General features: G+C 27.2%; 33 protein-coding genes and 5 pseudogenes. 5 read left to right on the plus strand and 33 right to left on the minus strand.

All coding sequences use genetic code 11. The features are described 5' to 3' along the window. Positions 1–22: 22 nt before the first annotated feature. From HMPREF9127_RS06105 to gcvH, 3 genes are all read right to left on the minus strand, one after another. On the minus strand, positions 23–622 hold the full coding sequence (locus HMPREF9127_RS06105; RefSeq protein ID WP_009448698.1) for a DMT family transporter: 600 nt from the start codon (positions 620–622) through the stop codon (positions 23–25). A 5-nt stretch (positions 623–627) separates the two neighbouring features. After that, the gene (locus HMPREF9127_RS09425) at positions 628–909 is read right to left on the minus strand and encodes a hypothetical protein (protein WP_009448781.1); all 282 of its coding nucleotides are present in this window, start codon (positions 907–909) and stop codon (positions 628–630) included. Positions 910–977: 68 nt separating this feature from the next. Continuing rightward, positions 978–1,349, minus strand: coding sequence for a glycine cleavage system protein GcvH (gcvH, locus tag HMPREF9127_RS06110; RefSeq protein ID WP_009449025.1), 372 nt, complete (start codon positions 1,347–1,349; stop codon positions 978–980). A 601-nt stretch (positions 1,350–1,950) separates the two neighbouring features. Between gcvH and guaB the strand changes: the two are divergent. After that, positions 1,951–3,412, plus strand: a pseudogene (gene guaB, locus HMPREF9127_RS06115) (IMP dehydrogenase). An 18-nt stretch (positions 3,413–3,430) separates the two neighbouring features. On the opposite strand, the gene HMPREF9127_RS06120 reads toward guaB, so the two are convergent. From HMPREF9127_RS06120 to HMPREF9127_RS06160, 9 genes and pseudogenes are all read right to left on the minus strand, one after another. After that, the gene (locus HMPREF9127_RS06120; RefSeq protein ID WP_009448573.1) at positions 3,431–4,357 is read right to left on the minus strand and encodes an aminoglycoside phosphotransferase family protein; all 927 of its coding nucleotides are present in this window, start codon (positions 4,355–4,357) and stop codon (positions 3,431–3,433) included. 15 nt (positions 4,358–4,372) lie between these two features. Next, a pseudogene (locus HMPREF9127_RS09835) lies at positions 4,373–4,914 on the minus strand (TIGR01440 family protein). A gap of 9 nt (positions 4,915–4,923) precedes the next feature. Next, on the minus strand, positions 4,924–6,258 hold the full coding sequence (locus tag HMPREF9127_RS06130; protein ID WP_009448953.1) for an MATE family efflux transporter: 1,335 nt from the start codon (positions 6,256–6,258) through the stop codon (positions 4,924–4,926). 14 nt (positions 6,259–6,272) lie between these two features. Continuing rightward, positions 6,273–7,289 (minus strand): UDP-glucose 4-epimerase GalE, encoded by a 1,017-nt coding sequence (gene galE / locus HMPREF9127_RS06135; protein WP_009448854.1) that lies wholly within the window; start codon positions 7,287–7,289, stop codon positions 6,273–6,275. A gap of 9 nt (positions 7,290–7,298) precedes the next feature. After that, positions 7,299–8,224, minus strand: a pseudogene (locus HMPREF9127_RS06140) (bifunctional riboflavin kinase/FAD synthetase). Positions 8,225–8,371: 147 nt separating this feature from the next. After that, positions 8,372–9,208, minus strand: a complete 837-nt coding sequence (locus tag HMPREF9127_RS06150) for an Mrp/NBP35 family ATP-binding protein (protein WP_009448619.1) — start codon at positions 9,206–9,208, stop codon at positions 8,372–8,374. 17 nt (positions 9,209–9,225) lie between these two features. After that, positions 9,226–10,200 (minus strand): ABC transporter ATP-binding protein, encoded by a 975-nt coding sequence (locus HMPREF9127_RS09440; protein ID WP_255261726.1) that lies wholly within the window; start codon positions 10,198–10,200, stop codon positions 9,226–9,228. 38 nt (positions 10,201–10,238) lie between these two features. Then, positions 10,239–10,961, minus strand: coding sequence for an ABC transporter transmembrane domain-containing protein (locus HMPREF9127_RS09445; RefSeq protein WP_009448802.1), 723 nt, complete (start codon positions 10,959–10,961; stop codon positions 10,239–10,241). Continuing rightward, complete coding sequence (locus tag HMPREF9127_RS06160) at positions 10,954–12,744, minus strand: ABC transporter ATP-binding protein (RefSeq protein ID WP_039849486.1); 1,791 nt, start codon at positions 12,742–12,744, stop codon at positions 10,954–10,956. The genes HMPREF9127_RS09445 and HMPREF9127_RS06160 overlap by 8 nt, the downstream gene beginning before the upstream one ends. A 106-nt stretch (positions 12,745–12,850) precedes the next feature. Between HMPREF9127_RS06160 and HMPREF9127_RS06165 the strand changes: the two genes are divergently transcribed. Then, positions 12,851–13,639: a linear amide C-N hydrolase gene (locus tag HMPREF9127_RS06165; RefSeq protein WP_009448793.1), complete on the plus strand. Its 789-nt coding sequence runs from the start codon at positions 12,851–12,853 to the stop codon at positions 13,637–13,639. Between the two features lie 149 nt (positions 13,640–13,788). Here HMPREF9127_RS06165 and HMPREF9127_RS06170 read toward each other — a convergent pair whose 3' ends face one another. From HMPREF9127_RS06170 to HMPREF9127_RS06185, 6 genes and pseudogenes are all read right to left on the minus strand, one after another. After that, positions 13,789–14,244, minus strand: a complete 456-nt coding sequence (locus HMPREF9127_RS06170; protein WP_009448691.1) for a DUF4230 domain-containing protein — start codon at positions 14,242–14,244, stop codon at positions 13,789–13,791. Between the two features lie 254 nt (positions 14,245–14,498). Beyond that, entirely contained in the window at positions 14,499–14,615 is a 117-nt protein-coding gene (locus tag HMPREF9127_RS09840) for a helix-turn-helix domain-containing protein (protein ID WP_009448502.1), read from the minus strand. A 26-nt stretch (positions 14,616–14,641) separates the two neighbouring features. Next, a pseudogene (gene whiA / locus HMPREF9127_RS09845) lies at positions 14,642–15,207 on the minus strand (DNA-binding protein WhiA). Positions 15,208–15,232: 25 nt separating this feature from the next. Then, positions 15,233–15,418 (minus strand): sporulation regulator WhiA N-terminal domain protein, encoded by a 186-nt coding sequence (locus HMPREF9127_RS06180; protein ID WP_009448891.1) that lies wholly within the window; start codon positions 15,416–15,418, stop codon positions 15,233–15,235. Then, positions 15,418–15,579 carry an NUDIX hydrolase gene (locus HMPREF9127_RS09450; protein ID WP_255261727.1) on the minus strand — a complete coding sequence of 54 codons (162 nt, stop codon included), beginning with the start codon at positions 15,577–15,579 and terminating at the stop codon, positions 15,418–15,420. The genes HMPREF9127_RS06180 and HMPREF9127_RS09450 overlap by 1 nt, the downstream gene beginning before the upstream one ends. Beyond that, complete coding sequence (locus tag HMPREF9127_RS06185) at positions 15,561–15,830, minus strand: NUDIX domain-containing protein (RefSeq protein WP_009448909.1); 270 nt, start codon at positions 15,828–15,830, stop codon at positions 15,561–15,563. Before HMPREF9127_RS06185 ends, HMPREF9127_RS09450 begins: the two co-directional genes overlap by 19 nt. Before the next feature lie 230 nt (positions 15,831–16,060). On the opposite strand from HMPREF9127_RS06185, the gene ychF reads away from it, so the two are divergent. Further along, positions 16,061–17,155, plus strand: coding sequence for a redox-regulated ATPase YchF (gene ychF / locus HMPREF9127_RS06190; protein ID WP_009448825.1), 1,095 nt, complete (start codon positions 16,061–16,063; stop codon positions 17,153–17,155). Between the two features lie 65 nt (positions 17,156–17,220). On the opposite strand, the gene HMPREF9127_RS09455 is transcribed toward ychF, so the two are convergent. The 9 genes and pseudogenes from HMPREF9127_RS09455 to HMPREF9127_RS09490 all read right to left on the minus strand — a co-directional run bounded on the left by HMPREF9127_RS09455 (position 17,221) and on the right by HMPREF9127_RS09490 (position 20,748). Next, the gene (locus HMPREF9127_RS09455) at positions 17,221–17,355 is read right to left on the minus strand and encodes a hypothetical protein (protein ID WP_009449062.1); all 135 of its coding nucleotides are present in this window, start codon (positions 17,353–17,355) and stop codon (positions 17,221–17,223) included. A gap of 111 nt (positions 17,356–17,466) precedes the next feature. Continuing rightward, positions 17,467–17,886, minus strand: a pseudogene (locus HMPREF9127_RS09460) (ABC transporter substrate-binding protein); the annotation flags it as partial. After that, the gene (locus tag HMPREF9127_RS09465; RefSeq protein ID WP_009448595.1) at positions 17,871–18,287 is read right to left on the minus strand and encodes a TroA family protein; all 417 of its coding nucleotides are present in this window, start codon (positions 18,285–18,287) and stop codon (positions 17,871–17,873) included. The gene HMPREF9127_RS09465 and the pseudogene HMPREF9127_RS09460, both read right to left, overlap by 16 nt. Beyond that, complete coding sequence (locus HMPREF9127_RS09470; protein ID WP_009448497.1) at positions 18,284–18,601, minus strand: hypothetical protein; 318 nt, start codon at positions 18,599–18,601, stop codon at positions 18,284–18,286. The genes HMPREF9127_RS09465 and HMPREF9127_RS09470 overlap by 4 nt, the downstream gene beginning before the upstream one ends. Beyond that, positions 18,598–18,984 (minus strand): 50S ribosomal protein L11 methyltransferase, encoded by a 387-nt coding sequence (locus tag HMPREF9127_RS09475; RefSeq protein WP_009448491.1) that lies wholly within the window; start codon positions 18,982–18,984, stop codon positions 18,598–18,600. The genes HMPREF9127_RS09470 and HMPREF9127_RS09475 overlap by 4 nt, the downstream gene beginning before the upstream one ends. Next, positions 18,971–19,159 carry a hypothetical protein gene (locus HMPREF9127_RS09480; protein ID WP_009449105.1) on the minus strand — a complete coding sequence of 63 codons (189 nt, stop codon included), beginning with the start codon at positions 19,157–19,159 and terminating at the stop codon, positions 18,971–18,973. The genes HMPREF9127_RS09475 and HMPREF9127_RS09480 overlap by 14 nt, the downstream gene beginning before the upstream one ends. Before the next feature lie 35 nt (positions 19,160–19,194). Beyond that, the gene (locus tag HMPREF9127_RS06205) at positions 19,195–19,761 is read right to left on the minus strand and encodes an ABC transporter ATP-binding protein (RefSeq protein ID WP_009449050.1); all 567 of its coding nucleotides are present in this window, start codon (positions 19,759–19,761) and stop codon (positions 19,195–19,197) included. Continuing rightward, positions 19,748–20,395: a FecCD family ABC transporter permease gene (locus tag HMPREF9127_RS09485; protein ID WP_009448997.1), complete on the minus strand. Its 648-nt coding sequence runs from the start codon at positions 20,393–20,395 to the stop codon at positions 19,748–19,750. Before HMPREF9127_RS09485 ends, HMPREF9127_RS06205 begins: the two co-directional genes overlap by 14 nt. Before the next feature lie 5 nt (positions 20,396–20,400). After that, on the minus strand, positions 20,401–20,748 hold the full coding sequence (locus HMPREF9127_RS09490; RefSeq protein WP_482198264.1) for an iron chelate uptake ABC transporter family permease subunit: 348 nt from the start codon (positions 20,746–20,748) through the stop codon (positions 20,401–20,403). Between the two features lie 245 nt (positions 20,749–20,993). Between HMPREF9127_RS09490 and HMPREF9127_RS06215 the strand changes: the two genes are divergently transcribed. Together HMPREF9127_RS06215 and HMPREF9127_RS06220 are read left to right on the plus strand one after the other, a co-directional pair. Beyond that, positions 20,994–21,194: a hypothetical protein gene (locus HMPREF9127_RS06215; RefSeq protein WP_039849488.1), complete on the plus strand. Its 201-nt coding sequence runs from the start codon at positions 20,994–20,996 to the stop codon at positions 21,192–21,194. 39 nt (positions 21,195–21,233) lie between these two features. After that, a complete protein-coding gene (locus HMPREF9127_RS06220; protein ID WP_039849489.1) occupies positions 21,234–21,434 on the plus strand; it encodes a hypothetical protein in 201 nt (66 codons plus the stop codon). Positions 21,435–21,548: 114 nt separating this feature from the next. Here HMPREF9127_RS06220 and HMPREF9127_RS09495 read toward each other — a convergent pair whose 3' ends face one another. The 6 genes from HMPREF9127_RS09495 to HMPREF9127_RS06250 all read right to left on the minus strand — a co-directional run bounded on the left by HMPREF9127_RS09495 (position 21,549) and on the right by HMPREF9127_RS06250 (position 24,951). Next, the gene (locus HMPREF9127_RS09495; protein ID WP_482198265.1) at positions 21,549–21,935 is read right to left on the minus strand and encodes a M15 family metallopeptidase; all 387 of its coding nucleotides are present in this window, start codon (positions 21,933–21,935) and stop codon (positions 21,549–21,551) included. Between the two features lie 151 nt (positions 21,936–22,086). Further along, positions 22,087–22,437 (minus strand): hypothetical protein, encoded by a 351-nt coding sequence (locus HMPREF9127_RS09500; protein WP_009448548.1) that lies wholly within the window; start codon positions 22,435–22,437, stop codon positions 22,087–22,089. Positions 22,438–22,509: 72 nt separating this feature from the next. Continuing rightward, complete coding sequence (rpmF, locus tag HMPREF9127_RS06235) at positions 22,510–22,689, minus strand: 50S ribosomal protein L32 (protein ID WP_009448574.1); 180 nt, start codon at positions 22,687–22,689, stop codon at positions 22,510–22,512. Positions 22,690–22,780: 91 nt separating this feature from the next. Continuing rightward, positions 22,781–23,968 (minus strand): acetate kinase, encoded by a 1,188-nt coding sequence (locus HMPREF9127_RS06240; protein WP_009449040.1) that lies wholly within the window; start codon positions 23,966–23,968, stop codon positions 22,781–22,783. Between the two features lie 226 nt (positions 23,969–24,194). Next, on the minus strand, positions 24,195–24,629 hold the full coding sequence (locus HMPREF9127_RS06245) for a DUF2812 domain-containing protein (RefSeq protein ID WP_009449135.1): 435 nt from the start codon (positions 24,627–24,629) through the stop codon (positions 24,195–24,197). Next, complete coding sequence (locus HMPREF9127_RS06250) at positions 24,613–24,951, minus strand: PadR family transcriptional regulator (protein ID WP_009448501.1); 339 nt, start codon at positions 24,949–24,951, stop codon at positions 24,613–24,615. Before HMPREF9127_RS06250 ends, HMPREF9127_RS06245 begins: the two co-directional genes overlap by 17 nt. Between the last annotated feature and the right edge of the window lie 129 nt (positions 24,952–25,080).

Raw genomic sequence — 25,080 nt, forward strand, 5'->3', positions numbered from 1 at the left:
AAAAATGTAATATTTGCTGTTTTTAGGCTTTTTTCTCTTTGTTTTTCCTTGAATTTACTATATATGACATTAATGACATAGAGAAAATAAGGCTAATTCCAATTAAACTGTATATACTTACAGACTCTCCAAGTATTACTTTTCCAAGAATTACAACAAATACAATTCCTAAGTAATTAAATATACTTACATCTGAAGCATTAGCATATTGATAACTAATAGTTAGTCCAAATTGCCCAACAGCTGATGCGACACCTATCAATATTAAATATATAAAAATTTTCAAATCCGGAATCATCAAATTTTTGAATATAAATGGAAAACTGAAAATAGTTGAAAATAATGAGAACACAAAAATTATAGTTTCAGTCCTTTCAGCTTTTCCAATTCTGGAAACACACATATATGCGATAGATGCACTAAGTGCAGAACTCATTGCAACCATCGCAGGAAATAATCTGGAATTAAATTGTGGTCTTACAACAAAAATAGCACCAATAAAAGAAAAAGTTAAAGTTAAAAATCTTTCTAGAGTAAATTTTTCTTTAAATAAAAAACATGCAATCAACACTACAAAAATAGGGCTAGTTCTCTGCAATATTCCGGCATCTGCAACAACCATATTATTTATAGCATAAAATTAAAAATTACTCCCATATATCCGAAAGCTGATCTCATGAGAAGTAATTTCCTATTTCTTTTTTCACCCAAAAAGCTACTACCTCTTATAAGTATGTATATAGCACAAATTATTAACATAACAAAATTTCGCATAAAAACTTGTTGCATAAGTGTAAATTTGCCTGATGTCAGCTTTACAAAAATTTGCATAAAACTAAAACCAAGCGTAGAAATAATCATAAAAATAATACCTAATTTTAAATTTTTATTTCTGGAATTTTCTACCATAAAACCTCCTTTTCAAAAAATAAATGCCACACAAGTGGCATTTATTAAAAATTAATTTTAAGAAATTATTATAATGATGCTTCATAATCAGCGTCATTAGTTAATTTTTCTAATTCAGCTGGATTAGACATTTCAATTTTGCAAACCCATGCAGCATAACAATCTTTGTTAATTTCACCTGGTTCATCGTCTAATAATTCATTAACTTCAACAATTTTTCCTGAAACAGGAGCATTAATATCACTTGCAGCTTTTACAGATTCTACAGATGCTAAAGAGTCACCTGCTTCAACTTCATCATCAACTTCTGGAAGTTCAACATAAACTATATCTCCCAAGTGATCTTGTGCATAATCAGATAATCCAACTGTTGCAATATTTCCTTCAACTTTTACCCAATCATGATCTTCAGTATAAAGTAATCCTTTTTCTACTCTCATTCTAATATACCTCCTAAAATTTTTACTATAACAACATATCCAACTATGTACTAATTTATTGGACATCTACTATAAATATTATAGTATACTTAAATTATAGTGTAGTTTGCAAAAAATTTCAATACCTTTTATTACTTTTTTAGAACTTTTTTACAATTTATTCAATAAAATCGAAAATTTATTAAGTTTTGGTATTTAAAAATATTTTTTGCACCTAATTTCACATTAAATAAAAGATACTGATGATGTTAAGACTGTGAAATTATAACATAAATTCACACTTAAAATTTTTACAATCTTAAAGCTAAGATATTGTAATAAAAATTTTTTATATTTTATTAATTCACAAGAATATTATTAAAATTTAGATTTTTTTACAGGAAAACTTTTATTTTTACATATTTTTTGCTTTTTACAATTGATTTTTTTATAAATTGTTGTATAACATGTGTTAATATATTTTTTTAATAAATTTTGTGTAATTCAATATTTTTTAAATTTCAAAATTTTCAATTTTGAATATTTATATATTATAATTATTATTAAAATTTTTTAAAAATATGTTTAAATAAAATAATTTAATCTAGGAGGAGAAAATATTATGTGGGAAACAAAATTTCAAAAAGAAGGCTTAACATTTGATGATGTACTTTTAATACCGGCAAAGAGTGAAGTTCTACCAAAGGATGTTAATTTAACATCACAACTTACTAAGAAAATCAAATTAAATATTCCTGTTATTTCTGCTGCAATGGATACTGTAACAGAACATAAGATGGCAATTGCTATGGCTAGAGAAGGTGGACTTGGTGTAATACATAAAAATATGCCAATTGAACTTCAAGCCGAAGAAGTTAAAAAGTTAAACGTTCAGAAAGTGGCGTTATTAATGACCCATTTTTCTTAACTCCGGATCATAATGTTCAAGAAGCTGAAGATTTGATGAGAAAATATAGAATTTCAGGTGTTCCAATAGTTAATTCAATGGAAGAAAAAAATTAGTTGGAATTTTGACTAATAGAGATTTAAGATTTTTAGAAGATTATTCTGTAAAAATAGATACAGTAATGACAAAAGAAAATTTAGTAACAGCTCCTTCTCATACTACTTTGGATGATGCAGCAAAAATTTTAAGAAATCATAAAATAGAAAAATTACCTCTAGTAAATGATAAAGGAATTTTAACAGGCTTAATTACTATCAAAGATATAGAAAAAGTTGTTAAATATCCAAATTCAGCAAAAGATGCTCAAGGAAGACTTCTTGTTGCAGCTTCAGTTGGAACAGGTGCAGACACTTTTGAAAGAGTTGAAGCTCTCGTAAATGCAGGTGTTGACGCTCTAGTTATAGACACTGCTCATGGTCATTCTATGGGAGTTGTTAATAAGGTTAAAGAAATTAGAGAAAAATATCCTGACCTTGATATTATTGCAGGTAATGTTGTAACAGCAGAAGCAACTAGAACACTTTTTGAAGCAGGTGCTGATGTTGTTAAAGTTGGTGTTGGTCCGGGATCAATTTGTACAACAAGAGTTGTTGCAGGTGTAGGAGTTCCACAAATTACAGCTGTTTATGATTGTGCTACTGTTGCTAGAGAAATGGGAAAAACAATTATTGCAGATGGTGGATTAAAATATTCAGGAGATGTTGTTAAAGCTCTTGCTGCAGGTGGAAATGTTGTAATGTTAGGTTCAATGCTTGCAGGAACTGATGAATCTCCGGGAGAATTTGAAATTTACCAAGGAAGAAGATTTAAAACTTATAGAGGTATGGGTTCTCTTGCAGCAATGGAAAAAGGATCAAAAGATAGATACTTCCAAGAAGAAGGTAAAAAACTTGTTCCGGAAGGCATTGAAGGAAGAATTCCTTATAAGGGAACTTTAGCAGATGCAATTTACCAAATCGTTGGTGGAATTAGAGCCGGCATGGGATATACAGGTGCTAAAGACTTACAAACTTTAAGAGATACTGCACAATTTGTTAAAATGACAGGTGCTGGACTTATTGAATCTCACCCACATGATGTTCAAATAATTAAAGAAGCTCCAAACTATTCTAAATAGAGAAAAAGGCTATTCGTTTTAAAGCGAATAGCCTTTATTATTTTTATAATCAGAATACCATTTAGGTATAATTGTTTTAAAATTTTCATAATTTTCAAAAGTCTTATAAAATCTTCTTTTCATTCCAAGAATTTCTTTTTCTCCAAATTTTTCAGCCCATTTAATTGAATACAAGGTATAACAAGCTACATAAATTGCTTGAATCTCCCAAAATTCATTCGGAACATCATCTTCAAAATATGAATCAATCTGTCCGACACAGTATGGAATACTAAATTCTATACCAAAACTTTCCAATTTATAAAATTCTTCATAAGAGTCGAATATTTCCCAACGATTAAAATCTATAACTCCTATCTCATTATTTTCCATTAAAATTAAATTTGAAGGGTGAAAATCTCCATGTAAATAAGAATAATTCCCACAAATTTTATCTACATTTCTTTTAACATATTCAATAAAATTACTGTCATTTTCAACTCTCACATCAGATGACTCATATTTTTCTATTTTATCCAACAATTTTATTTTAAGGCTATCATCATAATTTTTGTCCTCAACTTTTAGACTGTGAATAGCTTTTAGAATTTTCCCCGCTTTTCTTCCAAGTAAATATTGTTCTTCGCTTGAAAGTTTTGGAAGCACATCACTTAAATCAACTCCGTTAATCCAAGATAAGAGCATATAAACATTCTTTTTATCATTACATATTCCAAAACTTATAGGCTTTGACATTTCAAAGCCTAGTTTAGAAAATTTTGAAATAACTTCATATTCTTTCTTTTTTTGTTCATAAAGAGAAATGTCAGATAATCTAAAAAGCAAATACTCATCTTTATTTTTTAATTTTATCTTAAACTTTTCATCTTTAGAATATCCTTTATTTATTTTCTCAACACTTTCTACATCTTCCAGTTCTTTTATATCTTTTAAAAATTCAAACATATATTCTCCAATTAATTATTGATAAACTGCTCTACTTCCTCCAATCAATTTCGGTCTAGAAGTTAATGCTGTTAAATGTGCATTTCCTATTTCTTTTATTGATAATCTTACCGGTATCTGAACAAATTTAACATGCATTCCGATTGATGTATCTCCTATATCAAGTCCTGCTTTTGCAACTATTTTTTCTACAACCACAGGATTTTTAAATAATTCGTATGCAGAAGTAGCTACTCCACCACCTGCATTTTTTGTGGAACTACATTAACTATTTCAAAATTATTTTTAATCGCAACTTCTTTTTCTATAACTATTGCTCTATTCAAATGTTCACAGCATTGAACAGCAAAATTAACTTTAATTTTATCTAACTTTTCTTTTATAGTTTCAACAATTAACTTTCCTACTTCAATATCAGTGTCTTTTCCTATATGTTTTCCTTTTACCTCACTTGTACTACAACCTAAAACAAAAATGTCTCCCTCTTCAAATTTAGCTTTTTCAATAAGTTCATCCATACAAACTTCTAAATCTTCTCTAATTTTACCTAAATCCATAACGACCTCCTAAAAAGTACTAATCTTTTTAACAGTTTTTAAAAGTAAGATAAATCCTGTTATAGCAGAAATAAAATCAACTATCGGATAACTAATCCATGCTCCTAAAACTCCAAATCTTCCTACCATAATTATAACTATCGGAATATATAAAAGTGTTTCTCTATAAATTGATAAGAAAAAATTATATTTTTCCTTACCGACTGATTGGAAAAAGTATATACAAATGTAATAAAAACTTAAAATTGGAAAAACTAAAATTACATATTTAAAACTATCTGTTGCCATTTGTAAAAGTCTTTCGTCTTTTAAAAATAGACCTATAATAAATTTAACATTATAATTCATAAATATCCATATAAGAGTGGATAATGAAAATACAAAAATAAATCCTGTTTTTAAAATTTTCTTGATTTTAACAAAATTTTTTGCACCATAGTTGAACGAAATAAGTGGTTGAATTGAACTGCTTACTCCTATCATAGCAACAAACATAAACATAGAAACTTTTGTTATTACTCCTACTAGAATAATCGCATCATTACCGCCAACCGGTAAAAGCAAATGATTAAGGACACTTATTAATATAGCATCTGAAAATTCTATTATAAATGAAGAAAAACCTATTGCTAAAATATTAAATGAAATTTTCGAGTCAAGTCTTGGAATTAAGCTGAAATTATTTTCTTTCTGTAATTTTTTTACAAAAACAAATGAAAATAAAAAAGATATAAATTGGCTCGAAATAGTGGCAATCGCAGCTCCTTCTACAGCCATATTCAAATTTTTAATTAAAATATAATCTACAACTATATTTATTAAAGCTCCAATACTTGAAGCAATTAGCATAACTTTCATATTTCCGTAAGCTATGTTCATATAACCGAAAACCGTTGTAAATGCTAAAAAAATACTGCCACATATAACAATTCTTAGATATTTGATGGAATACATCAGAATATTATTTCTAGCTCCTAAAAACACGCAAATATTCTCAACAAAAAGAATTGATATTATTGTAACTGCAAATATAATAAGTAAAGTTAGTCCATTTACAGCTGTGGTATATTTTGTTATATCTTTATTTCTTTTTTCTCCAAGTCTTCTGGAAATTAAATTTGAAACTCCTATACCAAGACAAACAGAAATTGCAATAACAAGTCTTTGGAGCGGAAAAACTACACTTAAAGCCCCGATTGAATCAGCTCCGACATATCTACCAACGAAAAATGTATCAACCATATTATATAATTCCGCAATAAGAATACTCAAAATTCCCGGTATTGCAAAATGTAATATCGCCTTAACTATATTATTTTCGTAGTAAATACTTTTCGTGTCCATTTTTATAAACCTCTTTAATCCTCATAACCATTTGGATTATTTACTTGCCATCTCCAACTGTCTTCACACATTTCTCTTATTCCATATTTAGCTTCCCAACCAAGTTCTTCCTTTGCCTTAGTAGAATCAGCATAACATTCTGCAATATCTCCGCTTCTTCTTGGAGTAACTACATATTTTATCTTTTTACCTGTAACTTCTTCAAAATTTTTAATCATATCAAGAACACTATAACCTTCGCCTGTTCCAAGATTATAAATTCTAACAGCCTTACTATCTTCAAACTTTTTAATTGCCTTTATATGACCTAATGCTAAATCTAAAACATGAATATAATCCCTTACACCTGTTCCATCTTTTGTTTCATAGTCATCTCCAAAGACTCTAACATAATCCAATTTACCAACTGCTACTTGAGTTATATATGGAACTAAATTATTTGGAATTCCATTCGGATTTTCTCCTATTCTACCACTCTTATGAGCTCCAATCGGATTAAAATATCTAAGAAGAATAACATTCCATTCATTATCAGAAATATATAAATCTGTAAAAATTTCTTCTAAAAATAATTTTGTTCTTCCATAAGGATTAGTTACAGAAAGTGAAAAATCTTCTTTTATAGGAACTGATTTTGGCTTCCCATAAACTGTTGCAGAAGAACTAAAAATTATATTTTTTACATTAAATTCTCTCATAACTTCTATAAGTTTTATACTTCCATTAATATTATTATCATAATATTCTATAGGTTTTTCAACAGATTCTCCAACAGCCTTAAGTCCTGCAAAATGAATTACTCCATAAATATCATTTTCCGAAAAAATCTTTCTAAGTATTTCTTTATCTCTAATATCGCCTTTGTAAAATTTGAATTTTTTACCACTAAGCTCTTCTATTATCTTTAAAACTTTTTCACTGGAATTGTAAAAATTATCAATTATTACAACTTCATATCCTTCATTTAAAAGTTCTATACAAGTATGAGAGCCAATATATCCAGCCCCTCCGGTAACTAAAATTTGTTTCATATTTATCTCCTATTTTATATTCTTAATTAATTCTCTACATCTAATTTCATCTTTTTTTAATTGTTCTATGAGTTCCTCAACAGAATTAAATTTTATATTATCCCTAAGTCTTTCCAAAAAACAAAGTTCAATATTTTTCCCATAAATATCTCCATCAAAATCAAATATATGAGATTCTATCGTGCATTTTTTATTATCAAAAGTCGGATTATATCCAACACTTGAAAAACTAAAATATTCCTTTTTATCTACTATAGTTTTAGTAAAATATACTCCCTCTTTTACCATAACATAATTAAAAGAAATCTCCAAATTTGCTGTAGGATAGCCAAGATTTCTACCTCTTTGAAAACCGTGAGTTACTTTTCCCTTTATTGAATAATTATCTCCCAACAAATCATTTGCCAATTTAATTTTTCCTGATTTTATGTATTCAATTATTTTTGTACTGCTGATTTCAATATCACCATAGTTTAATTTATCAACAATGGTACAAGATAAACTTTTTTCTTTCATATATGATTTTATAAAATCCGTATTTCCTTCACGATTTTTTGAAAATCTGTAATCTTTTCCAACCACAATATGCTTTATATTTAGATTAATAGTTAAAAAATCTAAAAATTCTGTTGGAGAAAGATTTTTAATTTTTTCAGAAAATTCAATACTAAATACATAATCTATTTTAAAACTCTCAAGTTTTTTAATTTATCCTCAAAGGACATTATCCTACTTGCATTTTGATGAAAAATCAAATCTTTTGTATGATTTTCAAAAAGAAAAACTGCACTCTTATAACCTTTATTTAATTTTACATTATTTAATTCCGAAATCAATTTTTGATGTCCTCTATGAAAGCCATCAAAATTTCCTAGAGCTACAACAATGTCATCAAATTTAAAATCACTTTCCAAATTTAATTTAAAATGCTCCATAAAAACCTCTTATTTAATCCATATTTTACAATAATTATACACCAAAAAGTACTTAATTTCAATTTTAGAAATAGTAAGCCCTTTAAGTCTATAAAAAATCTTATTTTTACCACATAAAAAAACACGTTCGTTCTGAACGCGTTCTCTCTATAATTTTTCTATTACATCTAGTATATCTGTTAAGCAATCAGTGTCTATTTTTTCGGCTTCACCTTCATCAACCATTTCAGGTATTTTTTTATCAAGAGGAATCTTTGCAACATTAGTAAGTCCGAATTTTCTTGAAATATAAGGTAAATCACTTTCACCAAATATATTTACTTCTTCATTACAGCAAGGGCATTTAAAATAACTCATATTTTCAACTATTCCAATAATTGGAATATTCATCATTCTTGCCATTTTAACCGCTTTTTCTACAATCATAGAAACCAAATCCTGAGGAGATGTCACAATTATAATTCCATCTACAGGTAATGATTGGAAAACTGTTAGTGGAACATCCCCCGTTCCAGGTGGCATATCAACAAACATATAATCTACATTTTCCCAAACTACATCTGTCCAAAATTGTTTTATTACTCCACCTATAACAGGTCCTCTCCAAATGACAGGATCTGTTTCTTTTTCAAGCAATAAATTTATACTCATTATTTTTATTCCATTTTCAGTTCTACAAGGAATAATTCCTCTTTCATCAATTTTAGCTTTACTATCAATTCCAAAAGATTTAGGTATTGAAGGTCCTGTAACATCAGCATCTAAAATTGCAACTTCCTTACCTCTTTTCATCATTCCGGTAGCAAGCATGGAAGTTATTAAAGATTTTCCAACTCCACCTTTACCACTAATAACACCAATTACTTTTCTTATATCGCTAAATTGATTTTGATCAACCAACAAACTTTCAAACTCTTCTGACACTCCACAACTTGATGCACTAGCACAACCGGAGCATCCTCCTGAACTACAACTATCGCTCATAATAACCTCCTATATTTTCAATTCTTCAGAAATATACATTTTATAGTAAATTCCTTTTTATCTAATAATTCTAAATGTGTTCCCTGTTCTAAAATATTTCCTTTTTCTATTAAAACTATTTTATCACAATGCTTTATCGTTGATAATCTATGTGCAACTATTATAGATGTCTTTCCCTCTAAAATATCTTTCATTTTATTTTGAATAATTTTTTCAGTTTCAGTATCTATTGAAGAAGTTGCCTCATCTAAAATTAATAATTTTGGATTTTTTATCAATGCTCTTGCAAAAGAAATTAATTGTTTTTGTCCATTTGAAATATTATAGCCCGTTTCGCCAATTACAGTATCAATCCCATCCGGTAACTTGGAAATAAACTCATCTATACCCAATAAATTACAAACCTCAAAGATTTCCTCATCTGTTGCATTTGCATTTCCAAATTTTATATTTTCCTTTATAGAAATTGAGAAAAGTTGAGGTTGTTGTAAAACATATCCCAAATTATTATAAAGACAAGTCTTATCAATATTTTTATAATTTATACCATCGAGATAAATATCTCCGGAAGTTGGATTATAAAATTTACAAATCAAATTGACTATTGTTGATTTTCCACTTCCCGTACTGCCAATAAAGGCAACACTTTCTCCTTTTTTAATTTCAAAATTAAAATCTTTTAAAATTAATTTATCATCATCAAAATAGTGAAAACTTACATTTTCAAACTTTATATTTCCATTAAAATTAAAATCAATTTCTTTTTTCTCAAGAATTTCATCTTCTTCATATAAAATTTGAAAAACTCTTTCAGCTGATGCCTGTGCAGATTTTAAATCTGTAAAAATTTGTGCAAGCATTTTAAAAGGTTCAAATATTTGAAAACTATAAGTTAAAAAGCTCAAAAAAGCTCCGTAAGTCATAACATTTTTCATAACTGAAATTGATGAAAAATTAAAAGCAAAACCTACGCCAATACTTGCTATAAACATTACTGCAGGAACATAAATAGCAGATATCAAAATGGATTTTAAATTATTTTTCTATATTTTTCGTTATAATGCATAAATTCTATTTTCTTTTTATCTTCAATTCCGAGAGCTTTTATAGTCTTTATATAACTTAAAGACTCTGTGTAACTTCTTATCATTTTAGAGTTATAATCCCTTACTTTTCTTTGAAATTTCAAAATATTTTTTTGAAAAAGTAAAGTTACTAAATATATTACAGGCAACATTAAAAATAACATCAAAGTCAAAGTATAACTTAAGTAAAGCATAACAAAAATTGAAATTAACAATACAATTATACTATAACTTGCATCTATAACTCCCCAACTAAAAACTTCACTTAGTTTTTGAACGTCGGAAGTCAATCTGGAAATTAACTCTCCGGTTTCATATTTCTTTATATTTGTTATAGAAAATTTTTCAATCTTTTCAAAAACTGATTTTCTAATCTCCTTTGAAACTTGATATTCAAGTTTTCCTCCAAAAACATAGAAACTATAAATTGAAAAAGTCGATAAAATTACAAGGCAAAAAAAGCTAATTCCTGCAACAATAAATCCCTTTAAATTTTGCTTTGTTATAAAATCATCAGTTAGCAATTTTATTGATAAAGGAACTACTGCTTGTAAAACTCCCGAAATTATAACTACAAACATCAGCATATAAAGTTTTTTATATTCAATTTTATAAAATTTTATTAAATCTCTAAAAACATTTATATTTACAGTTTTCTTTTTATTCATTATTTACATCATATTCCTTACTTTGAATTTCATTTATTTTACTATATATTCCATTTTTCTTTATTAGCTCAATATGTGTACCACTTTCAACTATCTTTCCTGCATCCATAACAATTATATTATCACAATTAGTAATAGTTGAAATCCTGTGAGAGATAAAAATAGAAGTAAATTTTTTATCCATTGACTTAAGTGCATTATTTATCTTTAAATCCGTATTCATATCGACAGCACTTAAACTGTCATCTAAAATCAATACTTCAAAAGGCTTTAACAAACTTCTGGCAATGGAAATTCTCTGCTTTTGTCCACCTGAAAGATTTACACCGTTGTCAATTACTATAGTTTCATATTTAGATGAAAAATTCAAAATCTCATTATGTATAGATGAAATTTTAGTAGCATTATAAATAGAATTTTCATCAATATCATTATTTACAATTTTTATATTATCCAAAATTGACATATTAAAAAGTTCACTATCCTGCATAATTGCAGAGATTTTTTCTCTAATATATCTTTTATTTATCTCTTTTATATTTATTCCGTCGATTAAAATTTCTCCACTCGTAGCTTCAAAAAATCCAAGTAAAAGATAAACTATCATACTTTTACCACTTCCGGTAGAGCCGATAACTCCAAGACTTTCTCCTGCATTTACAACGAAACTTATATTATCCAAAATAATATTATCATTAACTTTTAAGCTAACATTTTTAAATTCAATCTTTTCAGAAAAAGATACATCTCTTATGCCATAATCATAATCCTCTTCAGGCAAATCCAAGACTTCATAAATTCTAGAAATAGAAACACTCGCTTTAGCCATATCGCTAAGCAATTGTCCCATCTGTCTAATTGGCCAAATAATCATATTTATATAGATAACAAAGGCAATTAAATCTCCGAAATTCATCTTACCTGTAATAGTTTCATATCCTCCAACTACCAAAATTACTGCAAGTTGTAGGAAAGTTAAAAAGTCATTCACTGCTCTAAATCTAGCAAAAGTTTTCATAAAATTATTTTGAGTTATATTAAATTCTTCGTTTTTTTCTCTAAAGCGATTTAAAATATAATCTTCTCTATTAAATGCTTTTATAACCCTTATATTAAATAAAACTTCTTTTATAAAAACCATCAGTTTACTTTCTGCTTCATCTGTTTTTTTGAAAATTTCACCGATTTTTTTATAAAAAACATAAGATAAAACAGAAATGACAAGACAAAGACTTATACTTATCATTGCAAGTTTAAAATTAATCAAAGACATAACGATAATTACCAGAATAATTGTCGCAATAGATCCAAAAGCATTGACAAGTTGAGCTGCAAAAAGTTTTCTTACAGTTTCAATATCTGAAGAACTCCTTTGAATTAAATCTCCTGTAGAATACTCTTTCAAACATCTTATATCTATATTTAAAAATTTATTATACATTTTTTCTTTTAAATTAAAAATTAAATTTTCACAGGCAACATTAGAATAATAATTCCTCAAAAATATAAAAATACAACTGATTCCTGTTAAAATAACTATTACAAAAGCTAATATGTATATATTTCCTCTAAGAAAATCTCTACCGCCTATAAGATTAACGGCCTTTCTTAAAATATCGTATTTGTACTCCTTATTTCCAATTATTGAATCTACAGTAATCATAATTACAATAGGTGTCATTCCGGAAAAAATTTGTATAAAAATTGTTGAAATCATAGAAAGAAAATAAGTCAATCTATTATTTTTCAAAATCTTCCAAAAAAGTTTAATTTCTTTCAACATATCACCTCAAAACATACTTACTTATATTTTAATCTAAATTAGAAAAAAGGCAAATTTATTTGGATTTCTAAAGTTTTTTTGTTATAATACTTTAAGAGGTGATTTTATGTGCACAACTTTTTCTATTTTTAGAAATGGAGAAACACTACTTGGAAGAACTATGGATTTAAGAGCCTATCACAGATATGAATTTAAGTTCTTTCCTAAAAATTTTAACTATGAAGAAGATGTTTTTGGAAACAAATTATATACTAAATACAAAATTATGGGTGCAACTTTTAGAGATTATGACCATTTAATTGACGGAATAAACGAAAAAGGTCTTTTAGGCTGTACCAACTCCTTTAGAAATGCAATAAATTTCAAAAGCGAGCCTATGAATTCAAAATTAAATTTAACATCTACAAAACTTTTAAATGTATTTTTAACAAATTGTGAAACCCTTGAAGATATAAAAAATCTGGCTCCAAAATTATATATTGTAGAAAAATCTCTTATTGATGAAAATAACTACTCAAGACATTATCATTATATGTTTACAGACAAAAATAATAAGAGCTTAATTGTAGAAATTGAAAATGGAAATTTAAAAGTTTACGAAAATGAATACAATATAATGACAAACAGTCCAAGTTTTACAAAGCATATCAGAAATTTAAAAAAATATTTAGAAAAAAGAGAATTAAAGGGAAATATTTTCACTCCTACAAAAAGATTTATAAGAGCATACATAGAGTTGGAAAATTTAAAAGATAAAAATTTTTCGAAAAGTAACGAAAATATTCTATTTAGTTCTTTAAAAAAATTTACAATTAATAAAACAGACTTGGAAAATCTTCCAGAAGATTCACAAAATATAACCCTTTACTATTCCGTATCAAATGCAAAACTTTAAATATTATTTCAAATATACAAATTTAGAAAATATAAATCTTTTTTCATTTTGACGACTTCAAAGAGGAAAATAGTAAAACAACAGTTCAATTTATTTAATGAAAAAATGACTTTACAAAATGTAAAGTCATTTTAAATTTATTTAAAATTTTATTCAAATACTATTTTATAATTTTCTTTTATTTCCTTTGTAGTATTTAGGAGATCTGTAATAACTTTCTTTGCAACCTCATTTGACTGTTCAAAAACTCCGCTTTCTCTTGCATTAGCTTCTGCATTTTCCTTACCATTTTGAGTAAACTCTGCATAGTCACCAACTTTAACTGGATTAAAAATAGAATTTTTTTCATCATAAACTTTTATGGATTTCATATCCAACTCATTTGATAATATTTTGGATTCAGGCAAAGTAACTTTTATAGTTTTATTAGCATTATCAACCTCAACCTTAGTTTCAGACAAATCTATTCCAATTTTCAAAACACCTGTATAAGTTACTATAAAACTGGATTTTGTAAATGGTAACTTAATATTAAATAATGTATTCCAATCTTCTCTACTAGCTAATTCTTTGTACTTATACTGAATAGTAGCTAATTCTTTCAATTCTTTAACCTGTACTCCTATAGTTTCATTAGTTATTTTAGCTTTCCCATTATCTGTTCTGAACCAAAAATAAGTTCATCCTCCAACTATTATAATCAATAGTAAAACCATTGGCATAGAAACAGCTTTTTTTGAAAAATTCTTCAAAGTATTTTTCATTTTAATAATCCTCCTAAATAAATATAATAACGTAACCATTATATATATATAGGATGTCAAGTATTTTTTATTCCATAATTAAAAAAGCGAATAAATTATACTTTATTCGCCATATCAATTATTTTTTTGAATCTATGATTTACTCCCGATTTGCTGATTTTTAAAATCTCTGCCAATTCCTTTAATGAATAGGTTGGATTTTTTAATCTCAATTCGCAAAGTTCAAGTAAATTTTTATCTATATTTTTTTACCATATCTCTTATAAAGTTTGTTTATTGCATCAATTTGAGCAAAAGCGGTATTTAAAGTTTTATCCAGATTTGCAGTTTCACAATTTGTAAGTCTATTGGTATTATTCTTTATTTCCTTTATCATCTTCGTTTCTTCAAACTTAAACAAACTATTTACAGTTTCAACAAGTGAAAGAAAATCTGAAATCATCTCGCTGTCTTTTATATATACGATATATTGACCTTTTTTTCAAGACTTTTTGCCTTTATTCCAAATACCCTCAAATATTTTATAACAAGTTTAGCCAATTCTTCAGAATTCAAAGTGAATTCCAAATGGTAACTTTTGTCCGGATTGGCTATTGAACCCGCTCCCAAAAAAATTCCACATAAAAAGTTTTTAATAAAATTTTTACTTTTTGTTGAATCTTCATATAAATCATCTTTTGGAAAAAGACTATCCAAATCAGAGAAAAAAGTATCTCCTAAAAATCTTCTCGAAATTTCTTCATCTTCTATTACAATTTTATATACATTATTCTTTCTTAAATTTGAAATCTTGGAAACTATGATTTTCCCATCATAAGAATATAAAAATTTAAAAGTTTAAAATTCTTCTTATAATTGAATTATTTGTAGTTTCAAAACGAATTATAAAAGCAAAATTACTGAAAACTATTGTTCCATTAGTTCTTATGAAAGCAGAAAGCTCAGAAATAGCAGACTCCCTTTCTACTATTTCTCTTCTTGAAAGTTCATTTTTTAAATCAGTTGAAAAAGCCATTATCTTCTCTTTCTCTTTTCATAAAAATAATTTGCACTCTTTAACATATTTCTTTCAGCATCATGCTTTACTAATTTCATAGCCTTATCATACGGTAAAAATATTGCTTCTACAAAGCCTTCCTCTCTCTGTGGAATTAAATTCAAATCTTCAGGCTCCATATAAAAATAATGAACTGTTTTTTCACCTTTTCACCGTCATTATGTTGATAATCATATTTTACAAATCCTAAATACTTTATAATTCTGGCTTTTATTCCGGATTCTTCTTGAACTTCTCTAATAGCGGCAATCTCTTTAGTTTCATTATTTTCAAGTCTTCCTTTCGGTAAAACCCATTCATTGCTAAATTTCTTTAACAACAGAAATTCACCATTATGAATTACAACTCCACCGGCACTAACTTCTAGCATAATCCCTCCTATTGTCTTTTCACTTATCTTCCTAATATTATAACACGAATTTAATGTACATTCAATTTATATAGTCAAAGTAATTAATTCAAGTTAAATTATATTTTATTCCCGAAAAATATAAACAATTATGCAATAGAACTGTATTATATTTGATTATCTAAGAAGAATTATGATATAATATGTCTTGTGTATTTTAGATTAAAAAGATTGTTAAAAGGAGATTATAAATGAAATTAGGAATAGTTGGACTACCAAATGTTGGTAAAAGTACATTATTTAATGCAATTACAAAAGCGGGAGCTGAATCTGCAAATTATCCTTTCTGTACTATAGATCCTAATGTAGGTCTTGTAAATGTACCTGATGAAAGATTAAATAAATTGACTGAACTTTACAATTCAAAAAGAACAATACCTGCAGTTATAGAATTTTATGATATTGCAGGACTTGTAAAAGGAGCAAGTAAAGGTGAAGGTCTTGGAAATAAATTCTTATCACATATCAGAGAAGTTGATGCGATAGTTGAAGTTATAAGATGTTTTGAAGACGAAAATATTGTCCATGTAGACGGAGAAGTTAATCCTCTAAGAGATGTTGAAACTATCAACTTGGAACTTATATTATCAGACCTTGAACTAGTTGAAAAAAGATTAGAAAAAGCCAGAAAGTCCTTAAAGGGTAATAAGAGTTTCCAAGAAGAAGTTGACCTTTTAGAAAAAATATTACCTGTTTTAGAAGAAGGTAAATCAATAAGATCTTTAAATTTTGATGATAACGAAAAAGCAATTTTGAAAAACTTTTCTCTTCTTAGTGTAAAGCCTATAATTTATGTTGCAAATGTAAATGAAGACGATATGCTGGATGAAGGAAAAAGTAATGAATATGTAAAAGTATTAGATGATTTTGCAAAGAACGAAAATTCAGGTATTGTAGTTATTAGTGCTCAAATAGAAAAAGAAATTTCCGAACTTGAAGAAGATGAACAAATTGAATTTTTAAATGATTTAGGTATATCTGAAAGCGGAGTTTCAAAATTAATTAAAGAAAGCTACAATCTTTTAGGACTTATGAGCTTTTTAACAGCAGGTCCTGAAGAAACAAGAGCTTGGACAATTAAAATCGGCACAACTGCAGTAAATGCCGCAGGAAAAATACATTCAGATATTCAAAGAGGATTTATCAGAGCTGAAATTGTAAATTATGATGATTTAATTTCTCTTGGAAGTATGGTTACCGCTAGAGAAAAAGGTCTTGTAAGACTTGAAGGAAAAGAATATATTATGCAAGATGGAGATGTAGTATATTTTAGATTTAATGTTTAAAAGTTAATTAAGACTAAAAAGACTGTGCAATTAAAAACACAGTCTTTTTTGTGAAATAATAAATATTATTTTCCTAAAATACTTTTTACTTCTTCGTCTTTTAACTCATAGTTATAAAATAATTTATAAAATTCTTTTACTTCTTTTTCCATATCATATTTATAAATATCCGGATATACTAAATTACCAAGCCATTTCATTCCAATTACTCTATTAACTGCTGGTGGCCTTCCGAAGAAGTTATATGGTCCACTAGGAGCATAGAAAACTTTATTTTCCTTTAAAGCTTTTAGAGTTTTAAAAGTTTCTTCTCCTTTAATTTGTTCAGCTAATTCTTTTGATTCAAAAATAAAGAAATCCGGATTTGCTTCTGATAATTTTTCAAAAGGAATTTCATTTCCTGAACCGCCTTGGACTTTTTCTACAGTAATTGCATTTTGAGCTCCGATAAATTCGATAATATCAGCGTGGATAGATCCTTTTGCATTTGCAAATAGTCCTGTTTTTCCTCCACCGTAGTAAACTTTTTTAACATCTTTTATCTTTGCCTTATTTTCTTCAATTTCCTTATATGTCTTCTTGATATAATCAGAAAGTTCTTTTCCTCTTTCTTTATTCCCTAAAACTTCGGAAAGTCTGTCAAATGCTTCAGGTAATTTGTCAAGAGTTAACTCAATGAAAACTACAGGGATTTTTAATTGTTCTTGTAGCTTGTTTAAGTCTTCTTCAATTCCTTTTTCTTTTCACCCATATCAATTATTACATCAGGTTTAGCATTAATAACAGCCTCCATATTAAGATTTGCTTTCTTTCCATAGAACGCTCCAAATTCAGGCAAATTTTTCAACTCATCAGATATATACTTTTCTGTACTCTTTGAAAATTTTGATGCTACACCAACTAATTTATTCGGTTCAAAAATATGCAACATAACTTGTGCAGGATTTCCTGATGGAGCAACTCTTGTAATGTTTTGTTTTAAAGTAACTTCTCTTCCCAAGTCATCTTTAAAAACTCTAGTTTCGTTCTTTGTCTCTGTTTGTTCATTTTTCTTTTCAGCAGGTTTCGAACAAGCTGTAAAAAGAAGTCCGAAAGTTAAACAAAGAGCTAAAATTCTCTTAAATTTTTTCATATTTCCTCCTTCTCCACCACTACAATGGCTGTGTTTTTAGGTTTACAATAATATTTTGTAAAAATTTCCCCATTGTAATTGTAATCTATATCTTTTACATTAGATATCAAATTAATTCCTTTTTCGCCATACCATTTATTTAAGTACTTAATAACTTCTTCATCATCTTTTAACGGTTGACCAAATTCAAAAGTTTGTCTGTAAATTTTATAGGGAATTTTTCTATCATCTAAAAACTTACAAATATCTTGAATAGTATTTTTATTCGGATTATGAACAATACTTTTTTCAACATCATTTCGTATTATTATCATCCTTTTAGTAAATAAGTTAAAAAATTGTAAAAATAATCTTCAATATCTCCAAAATGACTTAATAAAATATTATCTTTTTCCCCAATTTTTTCAAGAAGCTCCCCACTATAACAATTAGAACAAATTGTCTTGAAATTTTTAATTTTGTTTTTTGCAATATTATCCTCCAAAAGATCTAAAACTTGCTCATCATAATCTACCCCAATTATATCACTGAAATAATCAGATAATTTCATAGGTAAAATACCTAATCCACAACCGAAGTCAATAAGGCTTTCTCCTTTTGGAATGATTTTTTTGATTTCTAAAGTCATATTATCGTGGTATTTAGTATATTCTGAAGCAACTAAATACCATTTTATTCTATCTTCATTCCAAAACATAATCGCGTCTAACCTCCTTATAATCAGGAATACAAAATTTTCCGTTTTCAGTTTCAATTAAATTTATAGGAACATTATATAATTTCTCTAAAAGTTCCTTATCCAAAATAGATACATCTCCAAAAAAACTTTCCTTATTTTTTCTAACTATAAGTACCTTATCTGCATAAGTCAAAGCGTGATTAGGATTATGAGTTGTAATTAAAAATCCTATATTTTTTTCTTCAATGAATTACAAATTTCCATTATCTTTAGCTGATTTCCATAATCTAAATTAGCAACCGGCTCATCCATAAAAATATAGTTATTGGCTTGCAACAATGCTCTTGCAATTAAAACAAGCTGTCTTTCTCCTCCGCTGATTTGCCTGTAGTTTTTATCTTTTAAATAAGAAATCCCTAAAGTTTTTAAAATTTCAACAGATTTTTCATAATCTTCATTAGTTGTTTTATAAAAAAATCCGTCTTTTTTAGAATAATTCCCCATTAATATAACATCAATAACTTTATAGTCAAATGCAGGAAAATGAATTTGCGGAATATAGGAAATAAATCTTGAAAGTTTTTTGCTGTCCAATATTTTTAAATCATTATCATCAATCAATACTTTGCCGTTTTTTATAGGAATTAGTTTTAAAAGTGCTTTTAAAAGAGTTGATTTGCCGGCACCGTTCTCTCCCAAAACACAAATTATTTCTCCTTTGTTTAGAGAAAAACAAATATCTTTTAATATTTCATTTTTCCCATAAAAAACATTTAAATTCTTAACCTCTATCATAATCTCTACCTTTTTTATAAATCAAATACAAGAATATAGGCGCTCCAATAAAAGAAGTAATTATTCCGATTGGAATTTCTGATGTAGTAATATTTCTGCATAAAATATCCACAACAAGTAAAAAACTCGCTCCTAAAAGTCCGGATGCAGGAATTACAAATCTATAATCATCTCCAAAAATAAGTCTTGAAAAATGTGGTATTACAAGTCCAATCCAGCCTATTATACCGGTAACTGCAACACTTGAAGCAGTCATTAATGTTGCAAAAAATATTATAATAAATCTTATTTTGTCAGTATTAAGTCCAAGAGTTTTAGCCTCTTCTTCTCCCATTGTAAAAATATTTATCTCTATTTTATATAAATTGGAAACTATAAGACCAATTACTATTGGAAAAAATATAAATTTAAAATCAATCATTTTTACAGAAGCGAAAGATCCCATAAGCCAATATGTTATACTTGGAAGCTGATTTTCCGTATCTGCAACGAGTTTTACAAAAGATATTAAGGAAGAAAACAAACTTCCTATCATCATTCCGGTTAAAATAAGTCCTAAAATTCTATCACTTCTAAAAATTTTACTTAAATTATAAGTTACAAAAACTGAAATTACACCTAAACTAAAAGACAAAACTGTTATTTCAAAAAATTAAAATACATAAGTATTCCAAAAGCACTTCCAAATGCTGCAGCCTGTGTTGTCCCTAAAATATCCGGACTTACCATAGGATTTTTTAAAAGTCCTTGATACAATGCTCCACTTGTAGAAACTCCCGCTCCTACCAACATAGCACATAGTACACGCGGTACTCTTATATTCCAAATCACCGTACTTGCAGGTGAATTGTCAATTATTCCATAAAAAATTCTATTTGTTATTACTTTTATTACATCAAAAAACTTAATTGGATATCTTCCAATACTAAATGAAAAAATAAAAGCTAAAAATAAAAAACTAACTAAGAATAAAAATTTTATCCTTATTTTTTATCTATCATATCTATCTTCTCCAAAAAATATAACGTTATATAGATTATAAAATATCAAAGTTAAAAAGTCAATTAAATTATTGATTTATGAAAGAAACATTTTTATATTTAATTGAGAATTTATATGCGCAAGATATTATTGTCTATAACGAACTTTTTCATAGAAAAACATGACAGTGATAAATATATAAGATATTCTTACTTTAGAAATATATTGTGCAAAAACTAGGAGGTTCTGTTATGACATCAAAAGAATTATATCTTAGAATATTATTTACTATTCTAATAATCCAAAGTGTATATGTTCATAAGAAATATGTTGTACCGACTTTAAAAAATAATGGGGCTTATGAAGGATATAAATGGTATTTAAGAATCGGGTTAACAGTTGTTGTTTTGATTGTAGTTTATATGGTGTACATTTTATTTATAGCTCGATGAACTCTTATAAAAAATATATGAAAATTAGGAGGTTCTGTTATGACATCAAGAGAATGGTTTCTTTTTGTATTATCTTGGCTTATGATTTTTTATATACAAATCCTTTATAAAAAATTTGTAATACCTAGTATAGAAAAAGAAAATAATATATCACTTAAAAAATTTGTAATATATAGTAGAATTGTATATTTTGTAATTGTTGTAGGATTACTTTATTTTATGATATTTTTTAGGTATTAATCTAAAAAAATAATTTCAAAATTGATATATAAATAGCATAAAAAAAGGCAATGTTTTCGTAACATTGCCTTTTTCTCACATAAAAATTAAATACATTTTAGAAATATCTCCATATTAGTTATTCAATCTTAAAAATTCTTCTAATGTAAGCTTATTTTTTAATATTTTATTTGCATTATCTACTCCAACATAGCGAAAATGCCAAGGTTCAAATCTATAATTGGTTTTATCTTCCTGATTTTCAGGATAACGAAGAATAAAACCATACTTATGAGCATTTTTCATAAGCCACTTAAATTCTTCTGTTTCCTTGAATTCTTCAGTTAGATTTTTTTCCTCATCTTTTCCAATTATATCCAAACTTTGTCCTATCTGTGATTCATTATGTCCAGCAATAGTGTACATTGCATAAACAACTTCTCTATCAGACTTAGGAGCTTTTTTATGAAGCTCTTTTTGTTCTTCATAACTTATAAAACCTTTATATAAATCTAAAGTTATTTTTCTCTATTTGCATCAACCTTCATTAATTCAAATTGCTTCTCAACAAATTTATCCATTTGTGGATTAAAATCACTTGGTAATTCATATTCAGTATTTACTAAAAGAATACCTTTAATAACTTTGAATTTTTTATCCTTAGATACATTTTCTATTTTTTACTTTCTATATAATAAAATTTTTCATTAAATTTAATTTTGCTAATACCATCTTTATATCCATAAACTTCCAGATATTTTCCCTTTTCGACATTTCCATTTTCTTTTAGAAGATCAGAATTATCATAAATAGGTGTTTTTTCTAAAGTTTTTGCATAATTAGTTAAAAAATCTGAAAAATCGGTAATCTCCGATGAAGTTATATTTTCAAAATTATAAGGCATATTTTTTTCTGTTTCCAATTTTTTATTTTTATTTTTTAAATAAAAAAAGATTAATAAAGCAAAAATTAATACAAAAATAGATATTAAAACAACAAATTTTCTACTTTTTGTTTTTTTCAAAATAGTCCCCTCTAATTTATATTATCATATAATTAAAGGGATTTAGAAAACTAAATCCCTTTAAACTACTTTTTATTCAACATCTAATACTTTTCTTCCTTTATACATTCCTGTGTCAGGATTAACTCTGTGAGGTACAACCAATTCATTAGTTTCAGGATCTCTAACTAGAGCCACTTTAGGTAGTCTATATGAAGATGCTCTTCTTTTATCTCTTTTTGCTTTTGAAGTTTTTCTCTTAGGTACTGCCATTATAACACCTCCTCTGAATTCTTATAACATATACCTCCGTCTTAAACGGATAACAGAAGTATTATACTACAAAAAATTTAATTTGTCAACATTATTTTACTAAATTCATAGTATCTCTTGCAATCATTAATTCTTCATTTGTAGGAACAACTAAAACTTTTACTCTTGAGTTATCAGCTGAAATAACAGCTTCTTCTCTTGTATCATTTTTAGCATCATCAATAATGATTCCATATTCTTCCATATTTTCTAATATTAATTTACGCATTGAAGCTGAATTTTCTCCAATTCCACCAGCGAAAGAAATCGCATCAATATGACCTAATTCAGCCATAAATCCACCAACATATCTTCTTACTCTTGTAATAAACATATCTAAAGCAAGTTGTGCTCTTTCATTTCCTTTTTCAGCAGCTTCTTCTAAATCTCTAAAGTCTGAGCTTAATCCTGAAACTCCAAGAACTCCGGATTTTTTATTTAAAATTTGATTCATTTCATCAGCTGAATATCCTTTTTCATTCATTAAGAATGTCATAACTGTAGGATCCAAATCTCCACTTCTTGTTCCCATTACAAGTCCTTCTAACGGAGTTAATCCCATTGTTGTATCATAACATTCTCCGTTTTTAATTGCAGCGATTGATGATCCATTTCCTAAATGAACTGTAATAATATTTAAGTTTTTCTTATCTGTATTTAACAATTCAGCAGTTCTTAAAGTTACATATCTATGGCTTGTTCCATGGAAACCGAATTTTCTAAGTCTATAATCTTCATAGTATTCATAAGGAATCGCATACATAAATGTTCTTGCAGGCATAGTTTGATGGAATGCTGTATCGAATACTGCAACATTTTGTTTTCCAGGAACTAAGCTTTCACAAGCTTCAATACCCATTAAATTTGCCGGGTTATGTAATGGCCCAAATTTAATAAATTCTCTAACTTTTGCTTTTACATTTTCATCAATAATAGTTGATGCTGTTAATTTATCTCCACCATGAAGTACTCTATGTCCAATTGCATTAACTTCGTCCAAGCTCTTAACAACTCCATATTTTTCGTGAACTAGAGCATCAAAAACATGTTTGATAGCTGCTGTATGGTCTTTCATCGCTTCTTCAACAACTAACTTTTCATTTCCAACCTTGTGAGTTAATTTTGAACCTTCAATACCAATTCTTTCAACTAATCCTTTACATAATACACTTTCATCAGTCATATCAAATAATTGATATTTTAAAGATGAACTTCCACAGTTAATAACTAAAATTTTCATTAATTTCCTCCTAATTTTTAAAAAAGCATATTTTACATACACAAATATTTTACTATTTTGCTCTCAATAAGTCAATACAATTTTTTATTATTCTCTACAACCAAGAGCTATTATTCTTCGAAAATATCAACTTTTTCCTTTTTAATAGTGTTTTTTCTTTGCTTAAGAATTCCCATAATAAAAAACACTATTCCACAAATTACAAAACATGATCCAAAAATCGCAGTTATCCAAAATGGTGCATTTTTTCTTTAATATATTTTAACATTGAAATTAGCAACATAATTCCAAAAGCAAATTGTGAAACTCCAATAGAAATAAACATTGAAAATTTTTTTCTAACTTGCTTATTAATCTCGTTACTATCTGTATATAATTCCAATGGTCCATTAGCTTTATTTTTTCTCATATATACCCTTCCAGCATATTCTGCAACGATAGTAATTCCACTTTGTTCTAAAAAATTAAGATACTCTTTTTTCTTATTTCCACGATAATTTGGAATATCAATTTTATATTGATACTTAGCGGGTGAAACATCTTCAAACTCATAATTTCCATTGCTATATCCTATTAACATAAGTCCACTTTCACCTTGTTCATTTAACCATTCTTCTTCTTTACAAATATCCAAAAAAGTCTTTTTAACTGTTGTTTTCATTGATTTTCTCCTTTACTGTTTTTGAATTTTTTAATAATTCTTCTAAACGAATTAATTCCAACTCGAAATATTTTTTTCCTGTATCTGTAATAATATATTCTATTTTTCTATCTTGTGGATTATTATCCAACTGTCTAATCCAACCCTTTTTTTGTAATGTATCTAATGCACCATATAGAGTTCCTGCTCCTAGATTAACACGATTGTTTGTCATCTCTGCAATGTCTTTCATTAAAGCGTATCCATGTGCAGGATTATGAAGACGAAGTAAAATATAAAAAACAGATTCTGTCAAAGCTCCACTATTTGTTTGTCTTCCCATTATTTCCTCCTTTATATTACGTTTTATGATATATCGTAACTAAAGTATATCATAAAACGTAATAGTTGTCAACACTTTAATTAAAAAAATTTATTTTGCACAATAATAGTAAAATCAATGCTTATAGAA

This window comes from Parvimonas sp. oral taxon 393 str. F0440 (genome assembly GCA_000223315.2).
Lineage (GTDB): Bacteria > Bacillota > Clostridia > Tissierellales > Peptoniphilaceae > Parvimonas.